Origin of the sequence: Burkholderia territorii (assembly GCF_902833055.1) — a bacterium.
Lineage (GTDB): Bacteria > Pseudomonadota > Gammaproteobacteria > Burkholderiales > Burkholderiaceae > Burkholderia > Burkholderia territorii.
Genome location: NZ_CADFEJ010000003.1, coordinates 50271 through 69302 on the forward strand (window position 1 = coordinate 50271; position 19032 = coordinate 69302).

8 protein-coding genes are annotated in these 19032 nt (G+C 63.3%); all 8 read left to right on the forward strand.

Annotation, left to right across the window (positions count from 1 at the left end; all coding sequences use genetic code 11):
* The first annotated feature begins 13 nt into the window (after positions 1 to 13).
* The 8 genes from HW466_RS07625 to HW466_RS07660 all read left to right on the forward strand — a co-directional run bounded on the left by HW466_RS07625 (position 14) and on the right by HW466_RS07660 (position 18978).
* Entirely contained in the window at positions 14 to 9637 is a 9624-nt protein-coding gene (locus tag HW466_RS07625; protein WP_151003613.1) for a two-partner secretion domain-containing protein, read from the forward strand.
* Positions 9634 to 9858: a hypothetical protein gene (locus HW466_RS07630; RefSeq protein WP_081084957.1), complete on the forward strand. Its 225-nt coding sequence runs from the start codon at positions 9634 to 9636 to the stop codon at positions 9856 to 9858. The genes HW466_RS07625 and HW466_RS07630 overlap by 4 nt, the downstream gene beginning before the upstream one ends.
* Positions 9859 to 9955: 97 nt before the next feature.
* Entirely contained in the window at positions 9956 to 11206 is a 1251-nt protein-coding gene (locus tag HW466_RS07635) for an IS256 family transposase (protein WP_151003611.1), read from the forward strand.
* Between the two features lie 914 nt (positions 11207 to 12120).
* A complete protein-coding gene (locus tag HW466_RS07640; protein WP_059449338.1) occupies positions 12121 to 12315 on the forward strand; it encodes a hypothetical protein in 195 nt (64 codons plus the stop codon).
* A 149-nt stretch (positions 12316 to 12464) separates the two neighbouring features.
* Complete coding sequence (locus HW466_RS07645; protein ID WP_059546209.1) at positions 12465 to 13742, forward strand: HlyD family secretion protein; 1278 nt, start codon at positions 12465 to 12467, stop codon at positions 13740 to 13742.
* A gap of 11 nt (positions 13743 to 13753) precedes the next feature.
* Positions 13754 to 15967 (forward strand): peptidase domain-containing ABC transporter, encoded by a 2214-nt coding sequence (locus tag HW466_RS07650; protein ID WP_151003609.1) that lies wholly within the window; start codon positions 13754 to 13756, stop codon positions 15965 to 15967.
* 3 nt (positions 15968 to 15970) lie between these two features.
* The gene (locus HW466_RS07655) at positions 15971 to 17398 is read left to right on the forward strand and encodes a TolC family protein (protein WP_059506112.1); all 1428 of its coding nucleotides are present in this window, start codon (positions 15971 to 15973) and stop codon (positions 17396 to 17398) included.
* Positions 17380 to 18978: an acyltransferase domain-containing protein gene (locus HW466_RS07660; RefSeq protein ID WP_174905872.1), complete on the forward strand. Its 1599-nt coding sequence runs from the start codon at positions 17380 to 17382 to the stop codon at positions 18976 to 18978. The genes HW466_RS07655 and HW466_RS07660 overlap by 19 nt, the downstream gene beginning before the upstream one ends.
* The last annotated feature ends 54 nt before the right edge of the window (positions 18979 to 19032 follow it).

Here is a 19032-nt window from a genome sequence, read left to right on the forward strand (position 1 = left end):
GAATAAAACGATCATGAATTCCGGAATCTTTCGCTTGGTATTCAGTGCCGTGCGCGGCATGCTGGTGGCAGTTGACGAAAACGCGTCGGCGCATGGGGGCGGCGAGCGCTCTCGTGTACAACGTGCCGTTCGGCCGGCCGAGGATTCCGGGATCTCGATCTGGTTCGCGGCACGGGCGACTGTCTTTGCCGCACTCTGCACGTTTGGCATGCAGCCCCTCGTTGCGCAAGCGCAGGCTTCGCTACCGATCACGCCTGATCGAAGCGGTCCGACCCATCCGGTCGTGGGCGTGTCGGCATCAGGCGTGCCGCTCGTGAATATCACCGCACCGAAAAACGGCGTCTCGCTGAACAACTTCACGCAGTACAACGTGGGTACGAAGGGCGCGGTGCTGGTCAACAGCGGCCAGAATTCGCAAACGCAGCTCGCCGGCTGGGTCCAAGGCAATCCATTTCTCGGCAACAGCTCGGCGCGCGTGATCGTCAATCAGGTCACGTCGGGCAACCCCAGTCAATTGCTCGGACCGACCGAGATCGCAGGCAATCGCGCGAACCTCGTGGTCGCCAACCCGGCAGGCATCACCTGTTCGGGGTGCGGTTTCCTGAATGTGCCGCGTGTCACGCTGACGACCGGCGTACCGACGTTCAATCCGGACGGCACGTTGGCGGGTTTCAATGTGACGCAAGGGCAGATCGGCATCGCCGGGGCAGGACTCGACGCGCACGGCAGTGCGATCGACCTGATTTCGCGTGCGATGACGATCAACGGTCAGGTGTGGGCGGACTCGATCAATGCGGTCGCGGGCGCGAACCGTGTCGACTATGCGAACAATGCCGCGCAGGCCCAGTCTGGCACTGGCGCGGCGCCGGGTGTCGCAATCGACGTGCAGGCATTGGGTAGCATGTTCGCCAATAGCGTCCGGATGATCGGGACCGAGGCCGGTGTCGGGGTGCGAGATGCGGGGGCGGTCACGTCACTGACCGGCGATATTCAAGTCTCGAACAATGGCGATGTGACGATTGCGCCGACCGCACGTCTTCAGTCAGCCGCGAACACCCGGATCAATGGCGTCAACGTCGCCCAGCAAGGCACGATTGTCAGTACGCAGACCACCGATCTGAACGCGTCACAGGCATTGTCGAATGCCGGAACGATTTCGTCGGGCGGCAATACGAACCTGACAGCCGCCACGTCGTTCAACAATAGCGGGCAGGCATACGCGGGGGCGGATTCCGCCGGTAATCTCGTCGGCGGTGGCTCCGTCGCGGCACGCGCTGCGATCGTGACGAGCAGCGGCACGCTGGCAGCGGGTGACAACGTTAATCTGTTCGCAAACGACATCACGCTGGACCACGGGACCGTGAATGCCGCCAGCGCAGTCAACGTCACGGCGAATGGCACGCTGTCGAACGTCGCCGGCACGATGAGCGGCCAGAACGTGACGCTGAATGCGGGGCAACTGGTCAACGACTCGGGCATCATCAGCTCGCAGAACCTGGCGAACCTGACCGCGGAATCGGTATCGAACCGGTCCGGTACGTTGGCGGCCGATGCGTTGTCGCTGAACTCGTCCGGTGCGCTCGACAATACCCAAGGGCACATCACGGCGCGCACGGCGCAGATCGCTGCAACCGACCTGACGAACGTGGCCGGTGAGATCGGCACGTCGACGGGTGCGTTGGCACTGACGGCGACCGGGAACGTAGCGAACGATAACGGGAAGATTGCAGGCGGCAACGGCCTCACGCTGACGGCGAATACGGTTTCCAACGCACAAGGCCAGATCGGCTCCGTGGCGGGCGACACCTTGCTCGATGTCACGCAATCACTGAACAACGTGAACGGCAAAGTTGCGTCCGGTAATGACCTGTCGATTCACACGGCCCATCTCGACAACTCGGCCGGATCGATCAGCGCACATGCGGCACAGATCACAGCGGCCGATGTCGTGAATGCGGGCGGCAAGATCGGCGCTGCTGACGCACTGACCGTGGCGGCGACGGGCGACGTCTCGAATCAGTCGGGCTCCATGGTCGGCGGCAACGGTCTGTGGGTGACGGCAAACAGCATTGGCAATGCGGCGGGCACGATCGGATCGGCCGCTGGCGACACGACGCTGCGTGCGACGCAGTCGCTGACGAACACTGGCGGCACGATGAGTTCGGCCAATGCGCTCACCGTCGCAAGCGACACAATCGACAACACGAACGGCAGTATGACGGCCGTGCACGGTGCGCAAATCCAGACGGGGGACCTGGTCAATGCGGGTGGCCAGATCGGATCGACGTCGGACGCTTTGTCGCTGACTGCCACGCGCACGCTGTCGAACGATAGCGGCAAGATGGTGGGGTCTACCGGGTTGACCGCAACCGCCGGCACGCTGAGCAACCGTGCGGGCCAGATCGGCACGTCCGCCGGCGACACGGCGCTGACCGTCTCTCGGGCACTCGACAATACGCAGGGCAAGATTACCACAGCTGGCGCGCTGAACACGCAGGCCGGTACGTTCGACAATTCGCAAGGCACAGTGTCGGCGGATGCGGCGAAGCTCACTGTAGCAGGCGCGTTGACGAATGCAGGCGGTACGATCGCGGCGACACACGACACGACCGTGACGGCGCAGACCGTGTCGAACCACGGTGGCACCATCGGTTCGGTTTCCGGTGCGTTGTCAGTGACAACATCCGGCACGACGGACAACGCAGGCGGCAAGCTGCTGGCGGCGGGCGACACGACCCTGACCAATGCGGGATTGCTGAACTCGGGCGGCACGATCACGGGGGCGAACGTCACGCTTGCATCCGGACAAGGTGCGATCGACAACACGCTCGGCAAAATGGCGGCAAGTCAATCGCTGACGAGTCGGTCGGGGGCGTTGGATAACCGGTCGGGTTTGGTGCAGGCAACGGGAGCGGTCGACATCGATACGCACGGCCAGACCCTCGACAACAGCGTGCTGGCAGGGCAGTCGGCCGGCGGTCAGGTTCTCGGCAAGGGCGTCACGCTGGCAACCGGAGCGCTGAACAATGCAGGGGGGGCCATCTCGTCGAGCGGCGCGGCGACCGTCAGCGCCGCATCCGTGACCAACGATGCGGGTTCGCTCGTGGCGGACGGTGCATTGGCAGTACGAAGCACCGGTACAGTGTCGAACGTGGCCGGCCAGATCGGCGGCAACAGGGATGTCACGGTGTCTGGTACGACGGTCGACAACACGCGCGGGGCCGTGCACGCGAGCGGCGCGCTGTCGGTGACGGGCGATACCATTCGTAATGCGCGGACCGGCAATTCGACGCTGCCGACGACGGCAGGCGTGCCGGGGCTGAGTGCCGGGATGGAGGGCGCAAGCGTTACGCTGAACGCCAATCAGGCGATCGACAATACGTCCGGCTCGATTCGCGCGGACAAGGATGTGAAGCTTACCGCACCGACGATCGACAATACGTCGGGCAGCATTCAGTCGAAAGGTACGGCAACGTTGACAGCGTCGAGTACGCTGATCAACAGCCAGGGCGACATCAACGGCGGTCAGCAACTGACGATCTCGACCGGGACGCTCAACAACGACGGCAAGCTCCAATCGGCCGGCGACGTCAATGTGACGACGCAAGGCGATCTGACCAACACCGGCCAGATTCTGGCGGGCCATGATCTGACGACCACGGCTAGCCGTACGCTCGATAACAGCGGCACACTGTCGGCAGGCAATGTTGCCAATGTGAACGCCAATTCCATTCGGAACCGCGCGACAGGCGAGATTTTCGGTGGAAGCGCTACGAACGTTCACGCGAACCAGTCGATTACGAACGAAGGTCTGATCGATGGCGGCACCACGATGGTGACTGCCGGCGACACCGTGACGAACGCGGGCGGCCGAATCTATGGCGACACCGTCGCAGTCGGTGCGAGCACGGTGATCAACGACCAGAATGCCCAGGGCGTTGGTGGTGTAATCGCATCGCGTGGTGATCTCGACATCGGCGCGCAGACATTCAAGAACCAGAACAATGCATTGATTTACGCGAGCAACGACATTCGCGTCGGCGGCGCGCTGGATGCGAACCATCAGGCAACCGGCAGCGCGCAGATCGTGACGAACAATGGCGCGCAGATCGATGCGGGCCGCGACATCACGATCAGCGCGAACCGGTTCGAGAATCTGAACTCGAACTTCCAGACTTCGAAGGTCACGACCGACAGTGGCAACCAGTTGTGGTATCAGGTGCCGGGCTCGACCGAGAAGATCGATCCGTCGACCGTTTATCTGTACCAGAAGAACAGTCAAGAAATTCATCCGGGCACGGATTACCAGTGGGCACTGGACGACGACCAGAAATTCATTCTGCTGCCGTCGACGAAATATCCGTTCGCCGAGTACGCGAAGTACACGATGAACGGGGTGGCCGGCAAAATCGACAACACGGCGTACGCCGCCGATTACTTTGGCTCGGGGGCGGCGGCGGCCCAGACTGGCGCGTATCGTACGGTGCCATCTGACATCTGGGCGACGTTCGGTGTGACGCCCCCACCCAACGCAAACCCGGCGTGGGTCACGCAGGGGCCGTTCGCCATGACGGCGCCCGCCGCGCTAATTTTCGGACGAAGGGGCGTCGGCAGCGACTGGTTTTCCATCAAGGCCCCCACTGAAGCCGACGTAACGGGTGCAAAACCGAATCCCTTCGATCCGGCGAGCCCGTCGTGTCTGACCTCGACCAACGCGGCATGTGCGCCTTTCCAGCAGTGGTACAAGGCGACCGTTGCTGCCTATCAGAACCTGAATCAGGCGCTGGTCGGGTATAACGCTGACGTGGCGAGCCGCCTCGTCCAGACGTACACCGTTTATACGGCCAACGTGACATCGACCAAGGATGTTGTCACGGCTTCGCAACCGGGCACGATTACGTCCGGTCGTAGTATCACGATCAATACCGCCTCGGGCGTCAACGACAAGAGTCAGATCGTGGCCGGTGACGGTAACAATCCGAAAAACGTACAGAACATTGGTGCGCAAGGCACGCAAACGTTCACGGGTTCAGGCCAGGCGATCTATACGTGGGTTCAGTCCGGCGGTGCGTTCAGCGGTGACGAGCGAGCAACCAGTTCGACCCCCTTCATGCCGGCAATTCCGGCGCAGACCATCGATCTGCCGGTGGTGCTGACCGATCCGAGCAAGCCGTCAAGTCCGATCAAGAGCGTGGTGGCAGCGACGTCCGTTGCGCAGGGCGCAAGCGGTATGGGCGTGACGCCGGTGGCGGGCAAGGATATTGGCGGGCAATTGCTGGTCGGCTCCGGCGTGTCTGGTGTCGGTGCGGGGAACGTATCGGCCGTGAAGGCGAATGTAGGTGATGTCGTCGTGCGCACGGTGACGCCGAACACGCGTTTGCCCAACAACGCGCTGTATCAGGTCACGAGCGACCCCGGCAGCCACTTCCTGATCGAGACGGACCCGCGCTTTACCGATTACCGGAAATGGTTATCGAGCGACACGATGCTGGACGCACTCAAGGTCGATCCGAACACGGTTCTCAAGCGCATCGGCGACGGCTTCTACGAGCAGCAACTGATTCAGCAGCAGATCATCCAGACCACCGGCCAGCGTTTCATTGGCGACTACACGGACAACCAGAGCGAATACGAAGCGCTGATGGCGAGCGGGGTAAAGGCGTCGCAGCAGTTCGGGCTGAACGTCGGTACGGCGCTGACCGACGCGCAGATGGCCGCGCTGACGAGCGACATCGTGTGGCTGGTGAACCAGACGGTGACGTTGCCGAATGGTAGCCAGCAGACGGTGCTGGTGCCACAGGTCTATCTGCACGCGAACGCGGCGGACGTGACGGGCGAAGGTACGATCATCTCCGGCAAGAACGTCACGGTAAATGCCGACGGTGCGTACAAGAACTCGGGCACGATCGCGAGCCGCAACGTCACGATCATCCATGCGGATTCGATCGACAACAGCGGTACTGTGTCGGGCGGAACCGTGCTCGCGAGCGCGAATCAGGATCTCAATAATCTTGGCGGGTTGATTCAGGGCAATACCGTAGCGCTGTCGGCCGGGCGAGACCTCAACCTGGCGACTACGACGAGTTCGGCCACCACGAAGACCGGTAGTGCAACCGGTCTCGACCGTATTTCGACGATCAATGCTGGCAGCTTACAGGCGGTCGCCGGTCACGATCTGAACGCCAATGCGGCCGTAATCGCGACGACTGGCAATGCCGTAATGGCAGCCAACAATGACGTGAATTTGAATGCGGTTCGTCAGAGCAGCCAGGACGCGGTGAAGTGGGATGCTCGCAACCACGCGGAACACTCGGCGTCGAGCGACACGGGTACGCAGGTCGCGACGGGCGGCAACCTGGCGATAGTGGCCGGCCATGACGTGAATGCGACGGCTGCATATGCCAACGCGCAGGGCGCAATTGGCGTGAGCGCCGGCCATGATGTCAACCTGAAGGCCGGTGAACAGAGCGCGAGCGCGAACGACGAGCACTATCACAAGGAAAACGGCTTCCTGTCGTCGAAATCGACGCACACGATCGATTCGAGCAGCTACACCAATGCGGTTGGCACGACGTTGTCGGGCAGCACGGTTGCGGTGCAGGCTGGCAACGACCTGACGGCGAAGGCTGCAACGATCGCGGCGACCAACGACGTGAGCCTTTCTGCCGGCCACGACCTGACCGTCACGACGGCGGACACTGCCTCGAGCGAGTATCACTACAAGGATGTGAAGAAGTCCGGACTTGGTAGTGCGGGTGCCGGGATCTCGTATGGCACGAACCAGACGATCGATACCAGCCGCGATACGATGAAGGGTTCACAGGGCAGCCTGATCGGCAGCACGGACGGCAGCGTGTCGATGGTGGCTGGTAACAAGCTCCATGTGACCGGTTCGGACATCGTCGCCGGCCAGGACGTGACCGGCATTGCGAAGGAAGTGACGATCGATGCATCGCAGACGGATCGTCATCACGAAGAAACGCACGAGGTGAAGAGTTCGGGCTTCACGCTCGCGGTGAAGTCGCCGGTAATCGACGCAATCCAGAACGTGAACCAGCAGGCGCAGGGCGCCGGCGGCAGCCAGGATGGGCGGGCGGCTGCGCTGCATGCGATCGCGGCGGCGGGCGGGATGGCGGATCTTGTCGGTGCAACGGGCAGCATGACGAATGCGCTGAACGATCCGAAGGGCAAGGTCGAGGCGAAGGTGGAGCTGAGCTTCGGCTCGTCGTACAGCAAGTCGACGTTCACCGAGAACAGCACGCAGAACAATGGCAGCAGCGTGAAGGCGGGCGGTACGGCCGCGTTCGTCGCGACGGGTGACAAGAACGCCGGGCAGGGCAACGTGACGATCCAGGGATCGGACGTGAGCGCGAAGGATGTGCTGTTGCAGGCGACCAACAAGGTCAATCTGGTCAACAGCACGGATACCGACAGCACGCGTAGCACGAACGAGTCGAAGAGTGCGAGCGTGGGTGTCTCGTACGGCACAGGTGGGTTTGGCGTGTCGGCGGCAATGTCGCGCGCACACGGCGATGCGAACTCGGATGCGGCCACGCAGAACAATACGCACATCAACGCGAGCAATACGGCGACGATCATCAGCGGCGGCGACACCAATATCATCGGTGCGAACGTCAACGCGAACAAGGTGATTGCGGATGTCGGCGGTAACCTGAATCTCGCGTCGGTGCAGGATACGAGCCGCAGCGAGGCTCACCAGAGCAGTTCGGGCGGCGGATTCAGTGTTAGCCAGGGCGGCGGCAGCGCGAGTTTCAGCGCGCAGAACGGCCATGCGAGCGGTAACTATGCGGGCGTGAACGAGCAGGCGGGTATCCGGGCTGGCGATGGCGGATTCGACATCAGTGTGAAGGGCAACACCGACCTGAAGGGCGCGTACATCGCGAGCACGGCGACGCCGGACAAGAATCAGTTGACGACCGGCACATTGTCGTTTTCGGACATTCAGAACCATTCGGAATACGACGCCAGCAGCGTTGGTGTGAGCGCGGGCGGTGGCGTTGGCGACGGCGGCAACAACTATGCGACCCACGGTCCGACCACTGGCAAGAACACGGGCGGCGCATTACCGCTGTACGTGAACGAGAACGGCAGTAGCGATGCGACAACGCGAAGCGCGATCAGTGCCGGCAACATCACGATCACAGACAAGGCGAACCAGAAGCAGGATGTGACGACGCTGAATCGTGATACGTCGGGCCTGAATGGCACGGTTAGCAAGACGCCGGATCTGCAGCAGGTGCTGAGCAATCAATCGGATCTCATCAACGCGGCGCAGGCTGCATCGGAGGCGATTGCAAAGCAGATCGGCGACTATGCGGACAGGAAGGAGAAAACCGCACGCGATGCGGCTGCCGCGACCGATGATCCGACGCTCAAGGCGCAGTATTTGCAGGACGCGAAGAACTGGGCCGAAGGCGGAGACAATCGTGTTGCTCTGCACATTGCAGGCGGTGCGCTGACCGGTGGATTGACGGCGGGCGGGCTGGGTGCGGCAGGCGGTGCAGCCGGTACTGGAGTCTCGGCGAAGCTTGCTCCGGCACTGACGGAAATCGCGCAATCGATCAAGGACGCGGGGCCGACCGGCAACAAGAACGTCGACGAGCTGCTGGGTAACGTCGCGTCGAACCTGTTGGCCGGCGGCGCGGGTGCTCTTGTCGGCGGCGGGACGGGTGCGTTGACGGGCGCAGCAGTCGATCGCTTTAATCGTCAGTTGAATCAGGACGAGAAGAAGGCGATTCATGACAAGGCGAACGGCAACGCGGACGAGGAAAAGCGTCTGACACAGGCTGCGTGCTATCGTGTTCAGTGCTGGGCGGAGTTCTCGCCGAACAGTCCGCAGTGGCTGGCGAACTACGTGAACCCGATGGACGCGAAGGACCTCGCGCCCGAGTTGCAGTGGATCGATAGCCAGAAGGCGAACAAGGGACTGTTCGACTACACGCTGATTCAGCAAGCGAAGGACTTGGGGCTGAGTCAGGTCGACCAGTTCAAACGCGGCGTGCTGGGCTTCGGGGAAGACGCGAAGAACCTGCCGCGTGATGTGGCGAACTCGCGGGCGAAGCTGCCGACCGACGTGCAGCAGGGTGACGCGAACCCGCAAATTGACCCGAATGGTGGCGGCCCGAAGACGCCGAGCGGACCAGCGGGGGCCACGGTTGTTGTAGGGGCCGTGCCGTGCGGGCCGGGTGTCTTGTGTCCGACCGTGAACGTTGCCCCTGTCGTGACGCCCGGTGGGCCTATTTTGTCGAGTGGTGGAAATGGAGACGGTCAATCGAATTCAACGATTGGTGGAAAAAGCATTAGCGATCTTTCCGATGCGGGAAAATTGCCCGACCAATCAGATAAATCTGGGCAGTTGAGCGCGGCCGGTCGGGCCTTGCAGAAACATGGCGGGCGTACGGATAGCGCGTTTCCAACTGCAAAGGGCAATCCAGCAGCAATCAATGAACAAGGGCAGCAAATTGTTGATAGCATCTTGAATGATCCCGGACGTACAGTGACGCAGCGCGAGACAGGGCGCTTCGGTAACGTGATTGATATTACGGCAACTGATGGTCGAGGGGTGCGTTACTCTGTCGATGGTAAATTTATTGGTTTCTTGGAGCCGCCGAAATGAGTGCTTTGACTGCGCAGGTAGCAAGCGTTGTGGATCGAGATAATTTGGTTTATGAAATATGGTTTGAAGCCAAGCAACTCGCAGAAATATCGAAGGAGCCTGGGTGTGATTACGTTATTGAATTGTACGGGCCCGAGAATGCCCGGGCGTGGCGCGTGAATTTGCAAGAATTCAAATCGTTGATAGATCAAGGTATCAAAGAATTGATGAACAACCCGTGATGCCCGGCTCTCGCGACGCGCTCCGTGTAACAGGAGGGCGTCGCGGGCCTGTCAGGAATTTTGTGTTTAAGGCATAACATGCTCCCAAGGAGAGTTTATGCCACGCAAACCGAAAGCCCAGCCGGCGGCTCTGCCGGCGATTCCGGCCAAGTTGCTCGAGCAGTTCGGTAACGGTCCGATGACGGCCGAAGCCATCAATGCCGCGACGCTGGCGCTCAAGAAGGCGCTGATCGAGCGTGCGCTGGGTGGCGAGATGAATCATCATCTCGGCTACCCTCCCGGTGCTGCCAAGCCGGCCAACGCCACGAATCAGCGCAACGGCAAAGGGGCCAAGACGGTTCTGACCGAAGACGGTCCGATCCGAATCGAGGTGCCGCGTGACCGCGACGGCAGCTTCGAACCCGTCCTGATTCCCAAGCACGAACGGCGCTTCACGGGCTTCGACGACAAGATCGTCGCCATGTATGCCCGAGGCATGACCGTACGCGAGATCCAGGGCTTCCTGCTGGAACAGTACGGTACTGAGGTCTCGCCTGACTTCATCAGCTCAGTGACAGACGAGGTCATGGCCGAAGTAACCGCCTGGCAGGCCCGGCCGCTCGAGCCGATGTATCCGGTCGTGTTTTTCGACGCACTGCGGGTCAAGATTCGCGAAGACGCCGTCGTGCGCAACAAGGCGGTGTACCTGGCGCTGGGCGTGCTGCCCGACGGCACGCGGGAGATCCTGGGCCTGTGGATCGAGAATACCGAGGGGGCCAAATTCTGGATGAAGGTATTCAACGATCTGAAGACGCGCGGTGTTCACGACATCCTGATCGCCGTCACCGACGGTCTGAAGGGCATGCCCGAAGCGCTGGCGGCAGTGTTTCCGGCCACGACGCTGCAAACCTGCATCGTCCATTTGATCCGCAACAGCCTGGACTACGCCAGCTGGAAGGACCGCCGAGGACTGACCGCGGCGATCAAACCGATCTATGCCGCGCCCAGCGCGGAAGCCGCTCAGGCCGAACTCGATGCGTTTGCGAATGGCCCGTGGGGCCAGAAATTCCCGACCGTCAGCAGCGCGTGGCGCAACGCCTGGGATCGCGTGATCCCGTTCTTTGCGTTCCCTCCGGGCGTGCGCAAGATCATCTACACAACGAACGCGATTGAAAATATCAACTCGCAGCTGCGCAAGATCATCAAGACCCGTGGTCACTTCCCGACCGACGAGGCCGCCACCAAGCTCATCTGGCTGGCCTTGCGCAACATCACCGCGAATTGGGGAAGTGCAGCGCATGACTGGAAGACGGCCACGAACCAGTTCGCTATCCTTTACGCAGATCGATTCGTTCGGCCTTCCGTGTAATTACTCAACCTGCCTTGAACACGGAAATCCTGACACCCCCGGCGAGCCGGCTTGCCGCTGCCCCCGCCTACGCTGACCAACAGAATCTTCGCCGAGACGGGCACGCATATCCGCGGCCTGCCCGTCGCGGACCAGCTCGCAAAGCAGCAAGACGGGTAATGCATGCTGCGCGCCGTGCAGCCCGCAAGGCCCGGCGCGGGTGTCCGCTCGCGCACCCGGACGATTGCGCGATCCATTCATGCATGTGCTTCGCATATAAATTCGACGGATTACGCCCCATCTGTCCGACCGCCATGACAGTCCTTTCCAGAATCAACCACGGGAATTCAATCGTGGCGTTATGGTCAGGAATTCCCCGTAAGAACAGAATCAATTGCCTTCGGATATCGGGTTTGCCCGATGGTGCGGTATCGTACAAAGATCAGATGGAAAGTGTCGGATCATTGGCTCATCGAATTCAACGTTGTAAAAAATTCAATGAGTAAAATCGGCGTGATTAAGCGTGTGGCCATGGTTCGCTCGATGCTGGGCACTGGGCGCCTACATTTTTTCCGGTAAATCGTCGACCGCGTATTCGCCATCGCTTTCATTCTGGTGCTCATGGCGCGTCAGGCGGCGTGGCGCGCGAGCAGGAGAGAATGATCGTCAGTGGATTGAAAACATCACGTCGAACAACCGAAATAAAAGCCAGTTGCTGAATTCAGCTTTATAAGCCAGGAAGCCGTCGTGGATGTTTGATTCGACATGGTTTCGAATTCCTGCGCGCCGGGCAAATTAATGAAGCATTGCTCGACGGAATAATCATGTCATCAATAAAGTAAAGATATTCAACGTATTGATCTGCGTCGCAATCGCGGCGTGGCTCGATGCCTCGCTAGATGGGTTATCTAGCATTCTCAATCTGGAGAAACGCAATGCAAGAACTGAATCAGCAGGAAATCGCACAAGTTTCCGGCGGCTACTACAGCGGCGGCTCGATTTTCGACACGCTGGGCAACGTGGTCGAGCTGTATGGCCAGACGCTTTACAACGTCGGCGAAGCACTGACGACGGCTGTCGTCGGCACGGGCAACGCATTGCTCGGCCTGCTGACCGGCCAGCACGCGTAAGCCGGACGCGATTTCCGTGCGATGGCGCGCGCTGCGTCGCCATCGCGTGAATCGCGGGTTGCCGCGGCACCGAAGCGGGCTGTCGCGGCGATCTTGCCGGTAACCGCAATGCATCCGCCGAATCCAACCGACTGTCTGTCATCCGTATCTTGACGAACCCGACTTCTCTTTTCCGGCACGAAGCTCAACAGGCCCAGCGCGCCGGCGCGCTGGGCGAGATCGTGCTGGTGCGCCCCGTGTCGCTGACGCTGCTGGCCGTGGCCGCAGTCGCGATGGCCGCCTGCGTGCTGCTGTTCTTCGCGTTCGGCACCTACACGCGTCGCACGACGGTCAGCGGTGTCGTGATGCCGGATGCAGGGCTGGTGAAGGTCTATGCGCTGCAGCCGGGCATCGTCGTCGAGCGCGACGTGAAGGAAGGGCAGCACGTTGCGCGCGGGCAGACGCTCTACACGGTGTCCACCGATCTGCAAAGCGCGGCGGAGGGCGCGACGCAGGCCGCGCTGATCGCGCAGGCGCGGCAGCGCAAGGCGTCGTTGCTCACGGAAATGGACAAGACACGCAGCCTGCAGCAGGACGAACGCGCGACGGTGCGCGCGAAGATCGCAAGCCTGCGCGGCGAGCTTGCACAGATCGACGATCAGCTTTCGGCGCAGCGGTTGCGCACGTCGATCGCGGCCGACGGCGCGAAACGCTATCGCGGCCTGCTGGCCCAGGACTATATTTCGAAGGATCAGGCACAGCAGCGCGAGGCCGACCTGCTCGACCAGCAGTCGAAGCTGAACGGGCTGCTTCGCGAGCGCGCGTCGACGGCGCAGTCGCTGACGGAAGCGAACAACCAGTTGGCCGGCCTCGACCTCAAGCAGCAAAACCAGCTCGCGCAGATCGATCGCAACGTGATCGACGTCGACCAGAACCTGATCGAGAGCGAGGCGAAGCGCCGGATCGTCGTCACCGCACCGGAGACGGGCATCGTGACGGCGGCGATCGCCGACGTCGGCCAGTCGGTCGATACGTCCCGGCCGCTCGCGAGCGTGGTGCCCGGCGGTGCGCGCTGGCAGGCGCATCTGTTCGTGCCGAGCACGGCGATCGGCTTCGTACGGGTCGGCGAGCCGGTGCTGATCCGCTATCAGGCGTTCCCGTACCAGAAGTTCGGCCAGTATCGCGCCGTGGTCGTGTCGATCGCGCGCACGGCGCTGTCGGCGGCCGAACTCGCGAACGACGGCGGCCCGGCGGCGACGCCGGGCGAGGGGCGCGATGCGACCTTCTATCGCGTGATCGTCGCGCTCGATGCGCAGCACGTCGTCGCGTATGGCGCGCAGCAGCCGTTGCAGGCCGGCATGACGTTGCAGGCGGACATCCTGCAGGAGCGCAGGCGCCTGTACGAGTGGGTGCTCGAGCCGCTTTACAGCCTGACCGGCAAACTTTGACGAGGTCGCGCATGGCATTACTCGATCGACTCTCGTTCGGCCTCGGCCGCCGGCTCCCGATGATCCTGCAGACCGAAGCCGCGGAATGCGGACTCGCATGCCTTGCGATGGTGGCCGGCTATCACGGCCATCACGTGGATCTCGCGACGCTGCGCGGACAATTCCCCGTATCGCTGAAGGGCGCGGGACTCGGACGCGTGATCGAGGTCGCGCAGCGTCTCGCGCTCGGCACGCGCGCCGTGAAGCTCGACATGGCGCAGCTCGGCCAACTGCGTCTGCCGTGTCTGCTGCACTGGAATTTCAACCACTTCGTCGTGCTGAAGGAAGTGAACGGAAAGGCCGCGACGATTCACGATCCGTCGCACGGCATTCGCAAGGTGTCGCTCGCCGAACTGTCGCGGGCGTTTACCGGCGTCGCGCTGGAATTGTGGCCGGCCGCAGGCTTCGCGCCGCGCGCGGCACGTCCGGCGGTGAAGCTGCGCGAGTTGCTCGGCCCGGTGTCGGGGCTGTCGCGCTCGCTGGCGCAAATCCTCGCGCTCGCGATCGCGCTCGAGGTCTTCATGCTGGTGCAGCCGTTCTTTCTGCAGTGGGTGATCGACGAAGTGATCGTCAGCGCCGATCGCGACCTGCTGACGGTGCTGGCGCTCGGCTTCGGCTTGTTGCTGCTGATGCAGCAGGCGACCGGCACGATTCGCGCGTGGGCGCTGATGTACGTCGGCGTCACGCTGAACATCCAGTGGCGCGCGAACGTCTTCACGCACTTGCTGAGCCTGCCGGTGCGCTATTACGAGCGGCGCCATCTCGGCGACGTCGTGTCGCGCTTCGGTTCGATCGACACGATCCAGCAAACGCTGACGACGTCGTTTCTCGGCGCGGTGATTGACGGATTGATGACGATCGTGACGCTCGCGATGATGTTCGTCTACAGCCGCGTGCTCGGCATGGTCGCGCTCGCGACGATGGCGTTGTACGCGCTCGTCCGGTGGCTGTGGTACGGCCCGCTGCGACGCGCGACCGAGGATCAGATCGTGCACGCGGCCAAGCAGCAGAGCCATTTTCTCGAGACGGTGCGCGGCGTGAAGACGATCAAGCTGTTCAACCGCCAGACGGAGCGTCGCGCGAGCTGGATCACGCTGCTCGTCGAACAGGTCAATGCGAGCCTGCACGTGCAGAAGCTGCAGATCTTCTATCAGCAGCTCAACGGCTTGCTGTTCGGTATCGAGAACGTGCTGATCATCTGGCTCGGCGCGCGCATGGTGATGGACGGCCAGTTCACGGTCGGCGTGCTGATGGCGTTCAACGCATACAAGAACCAGTTCGACAGCCGGGTCGGCAGCCTGATCGACAAATACTTCGAAGTCCGGATGTTGCAGCTCCAGGGCGAGCGGCTGGCCGATATCGTGTTTGCCGAAAGCGAGCCGGACGCGAGCCTGCGCAGCGTGCCGGGCGAGGCCGATGCGCTCGACGCGAGCATCGAGATCGACGGGATGTCGTTCCGTTACGCGGATGGCGAGCCGCTGGTGCTGGACGGCGTGAGCGCGAAGATCGCCGCGGGCGAGTCGGTCGCGATCGTCGGGCCGTCGGGTTGCGGCAAGACGACGCTGATCGGCGTGCTGCTCGGCATCCATGAACCGACGAGCGGCACGGTGCGGATCGGCGGACTCGACGTCGGCCGGCTCGGCATCGAGCGGCTGCGCGGGCTCGTCGGCACGGTGCTGCAGGACGACGTGCTGTTCGCGGGCTCGATCGCGGACAACATCAGCTTCTTCGACCCGGACGCGGACCCGCGCTGGATCGCCGAGTGCGCGCGCATCGCCGCCGTGCACGACGACATCGCCGCAATGCCGATGGGTTACAACACCTTGGTCGGCGACATGGGCACGGTGCTGTCCGGCGGGCAGAAGCAGCGCGTGCTGCTTGCGCGTGCGCTGTACAAGCGGCCGGCCATTCTGGTGCTCGACGAGGCGACGAGCCATCTCGACATTCAGCGCGAGATGCAGGTCAACGCGGCCGTCACGCAGCTCGCGATGACGCGGCTGATCGTTGCGCACCGGCCGGAGACGATTGCGTCGGCGCAGCGGGTCATCATGCTGCAGGGCGGCAAGGTCGTGCTCGACCAGTCGACCGCCGCGATGCGCGCGGCGATGGCGGCCAGAATGTCCGCCGGTGCGGCGGCTACGCCGCATGACACCGGCGCCGCCGCTGAACCGGTCGCGGGGCGTTGAGCGATGAAGCATTCGATCGCTTCCGTGCTGGCCGCCGTCGCGTTTGCGATGCTCGCGCCGCGCGCGTGCGCGCAGACGTTCGATGTCTACGGCACGCGCGACGAGGTCACGGCGACACCGGCCGGTTCGATGGCATCGGCCACCGCGTGCGGCGCGCGGCATGTCGACGCGCAGCCGCTCGCGCTCGAGGATGCAATCCTGCTCGCGATCTGTTCGCATCCGCAGCTGAGCCGCACATGGTCGGACGCGCGCGCCGCGGCGGCCGAGGTCGGCGTGTCGAAAGCGGCGTACTGGCCGACGCTCAATGCAACGGCCGGCATCGAGCGCGACAACCTGACGACGAACTACAGCGGCGGCTTCACGCAGGACCAGCGCAGCACGAGCCGCTACGGCATGCTCAACCTGAGCTGGGTGCTGTTCGATTTCGGCAAGCGCGGCGCGACGCTCGACCGTGCGCGCGCGTTGCTGCGTGCGGCCAACGCGGCACACGACGACGCATTGCAGAGCGTCTTCTACGAGGCGGCGCAGGCGTTCTACGCGCTGCGCGACGCGCAGGCTGCGCTCGCCGCCGCGCAGGCGGTCGAACATGCGGCACAGGAGAGCCTGGCCGAGGCGAGCGCGCGGCACGACGGCGGCGCCGGCACGCTGGGCGACGCACTGCAGGCGCAGACGACCTATCGCAAGGCGCTGCTCGATCGCGTAAGCGCGGAGGGCGACCTGCAGAACGCGATCGGCACGCTCGCGACGACGCTGGGCGCCGACGCCGATACGCCGCTGCGCATTGCCGACGCGGAACCGTCGCCCGATCGCGACGACTTCACGCGCGGCGTCGCCGACCTGATCGCCGAGGCGAAGCGCCATCACCCGAAGCTGATCGCCGCGCGCGAAAAGCTCGAAGCCGCGCGCGACGAGGTGCGCGCGGTGCGCGCGCAATCGTTGCCGACGATTTCGTTGATGGGCAGCCTCGCGCGCAACAACCCGTCATATCAGCAGCAAGCGTCATTTCTCCAGTTGCAGAGCAGTCACAGCAATTCGATCGGCATCCAGATCTCGATCCCGTTGTTCGAAGGGTTCGCATCGGGCTACCGCATCGCGGAGGCGAAGGCGCAGGCCGACGCACAGGAAGCCGACGTGCGCAACACGGAACTCAAGGTGTCGCTCGACGTGTGGAAGAGCTATCAGAGCCTGCAGACCGACACGACGAACCTGGACAACTCGCGGCATCTGCTGGATACCGCGCTGCATTCGCTCGACATCGCGCGCGGCCGCTACAAGGCCGGCGTCGGCACGTTCACGGAACTGCTGAATGCGCAGTCGGCGCTCGCGGATGCGCGGCGTCAGCGCGTGCTCGCGGTGTCGAAGTGGCGGATCGCGAGACTGAAGCTGGCCGAGAGCCTGGGGAGATTGGGATTATGGAACGACGCGGGTTGAACGGCGCGGGGGCAGACACGGGCGGCGCGCAAGCGCGCGGTTGCGCGTTCCTGTTCCCGGGACAGGGCGCGTTCTATGCGGGTGCGCTGCGGCAGCTTTCACGCGACCACCGGAGCGCGCGGCAGACGCTCGACACGCTCGATGCGGTCGCGAGCGCGCGCCTCGGACGCCCGCTGACGGGCGCACTGTGGCGTGACGATGCCGGACTCGACGTATGGTTGCGCGAAGCGCCCGATCTGCTGCAGCTCGGCATCTACGGCGTGTCGGTCGCGATGTTCGGTGTACTGCACGCGCATGGCGTGAAGCCCGACGTGCTGATCGGACACAGCTTCGGCGAGATCGCGGCGCTGGTGTGCGGCGGCATGTATTCGATCGAGCAGGGCGCGCATATCGTCTGCGACCGGATCGCGTCGTTGCAGGCGGCTGCGCCGGCCGACGGCATGATGGCCGCGATCTCCGCGGGCGCCGACGCGACGCGCGAGCTGATCGATGCGAGCGCCGTCGCGCATGCGGTGCGCAACGTGTGCGTCGCGGTCGAGAACCATCCGTCGCAGACCGTCGTGTCCGGTCCGCGCGATGCGCTGGAGCACTTCGTCGCGGCATGTGCGGCACGCGGTGTGGCTGCGCAGACGCTCAGGTCTCCGTATGGCTTTCATCACCCCGATCTGGCCGGTGCGCGTGAACAGTTCGCCGCGCGTCTTGCCGCATATCGGCACGGCCCGCTCGCGATTCCGGTGTATTCGCCGATCCTCGGCCGCCGTTACAGCGGCGCCGACGATCCGGGCGCGCGACTCGCGTCGCACTTCGTGCTGCCGGTGCGGTTCGCGGATGCAATTCGCGCCGCGCACGCTGACGGCATCGGACGCTATGTCGAATGCGGCGCGCTCAACGCATTGGCGCGCATCGTCGTGCGCATCGCGGGGCCCGGCGCGGTCAGGACGTTCGGCGGCCCGTCGAACGCGACAGAGGAATCGAGCGTCGTCACGACGATCACCCGTTATTTCCAGGAGGACAACATCATGAAGGACGATATTCGCATCGGCAATTCCGGCTCCGGGTTCGACGCGTTCTGGCATGCGCGCGGACCGCACATCGTCGACTGGCTCAAGGGCGAGTTGCGTCATGCGTTCGATATGGCGAACACGGCACCGGCCATCGCCGCGCCGGCCGCGGCGTCGACGGTCGCCGCTTTCGCGCCGCAGGCCGAGCCGATCGCCGCGTCCGCGCCGCGTCTGGCGGCCGTGGCCGCACCGACACTGACGGCCGTACCGGCGCCGTCGGCGCCGCACGACCCGCACACGGCGGCGAAGCCCGCGCATGTGCCGCGCGAGCGGCTGTTCGCGGAGCTCGTCGATATCTACGCGGAAGCGATGGAGTATCCGGCCGAGGTGTTCTCCGAGACGATCGAACTCGAAGCCGAACTGGGCATCGACTCGGTCAAGCAGACGGAAATCATCCAGCGCATTATCGCGCGCTACGCATTGCCGCCGCTGCCGGCCAATTTCCGCAGCGGCGATTTCAAGGCGATGGGGCAGATCGTCGATTTCGTCTACGAGAACCAGGGAAAGGCGCTCGCTTGACGGCAGCGATCTGAGCCGTTGGTCGGCAGGGGGGGCCCTGCCCGTAATGACACG

Bases quoted from the DNA above. Each gene is read 5' to 3' on its own strand.
- HW466_RS07625 (WP_151003613.1), top strand. From the start codon at position 14: ATGAATTCCGGAATCTTTCGCTTGGTATTCAGTGCCGTGCGCGGCATG.
- HW466_RS07630 (WP_081084957.1), top strand. From the start codon at position 9,634: ATGAGTGCTTTGACTGCGCAGGTAGCAAGCGTTGTGGATCGAGATAAT.
- HW466_RS07635 (WP_151003611.1), top strand. From the start codon at position 9,956: ATGCCACGCAAACCGAAAGCCCAGCCGGCGGCTCTGCCGGCGATTCCG.
- HW466_RS07640 (WP_059449338.1), top strand. From the start codon at position 12,121: ATGCAAGAACTGAATCAGCAGGAAATCGCACAAGTTTCCGGCGGCTAC.
- HW466_RS07650 (WP_151003609.1), top strand. From the start codon at position 13,754: ATGGCATTACTCGATCGACTCTCGTTCGGCCTCGGCCGCCGGCTCCCG.
- HW466_RS07655 (WP_059506112.1), top strand. From the start codon at position 15,971: ATGAAGCATTCGATCGCTTCCGTGCTGGCCGCCGTCGCGTTTGCGATG.
- HW466_RS07660 (WP_174905872.1), top strand. From the start codon at position 17,380: ATGGAACGACGCGGGTTGAACGGCGCGGGGGCAGACACGGGCGGCGCG.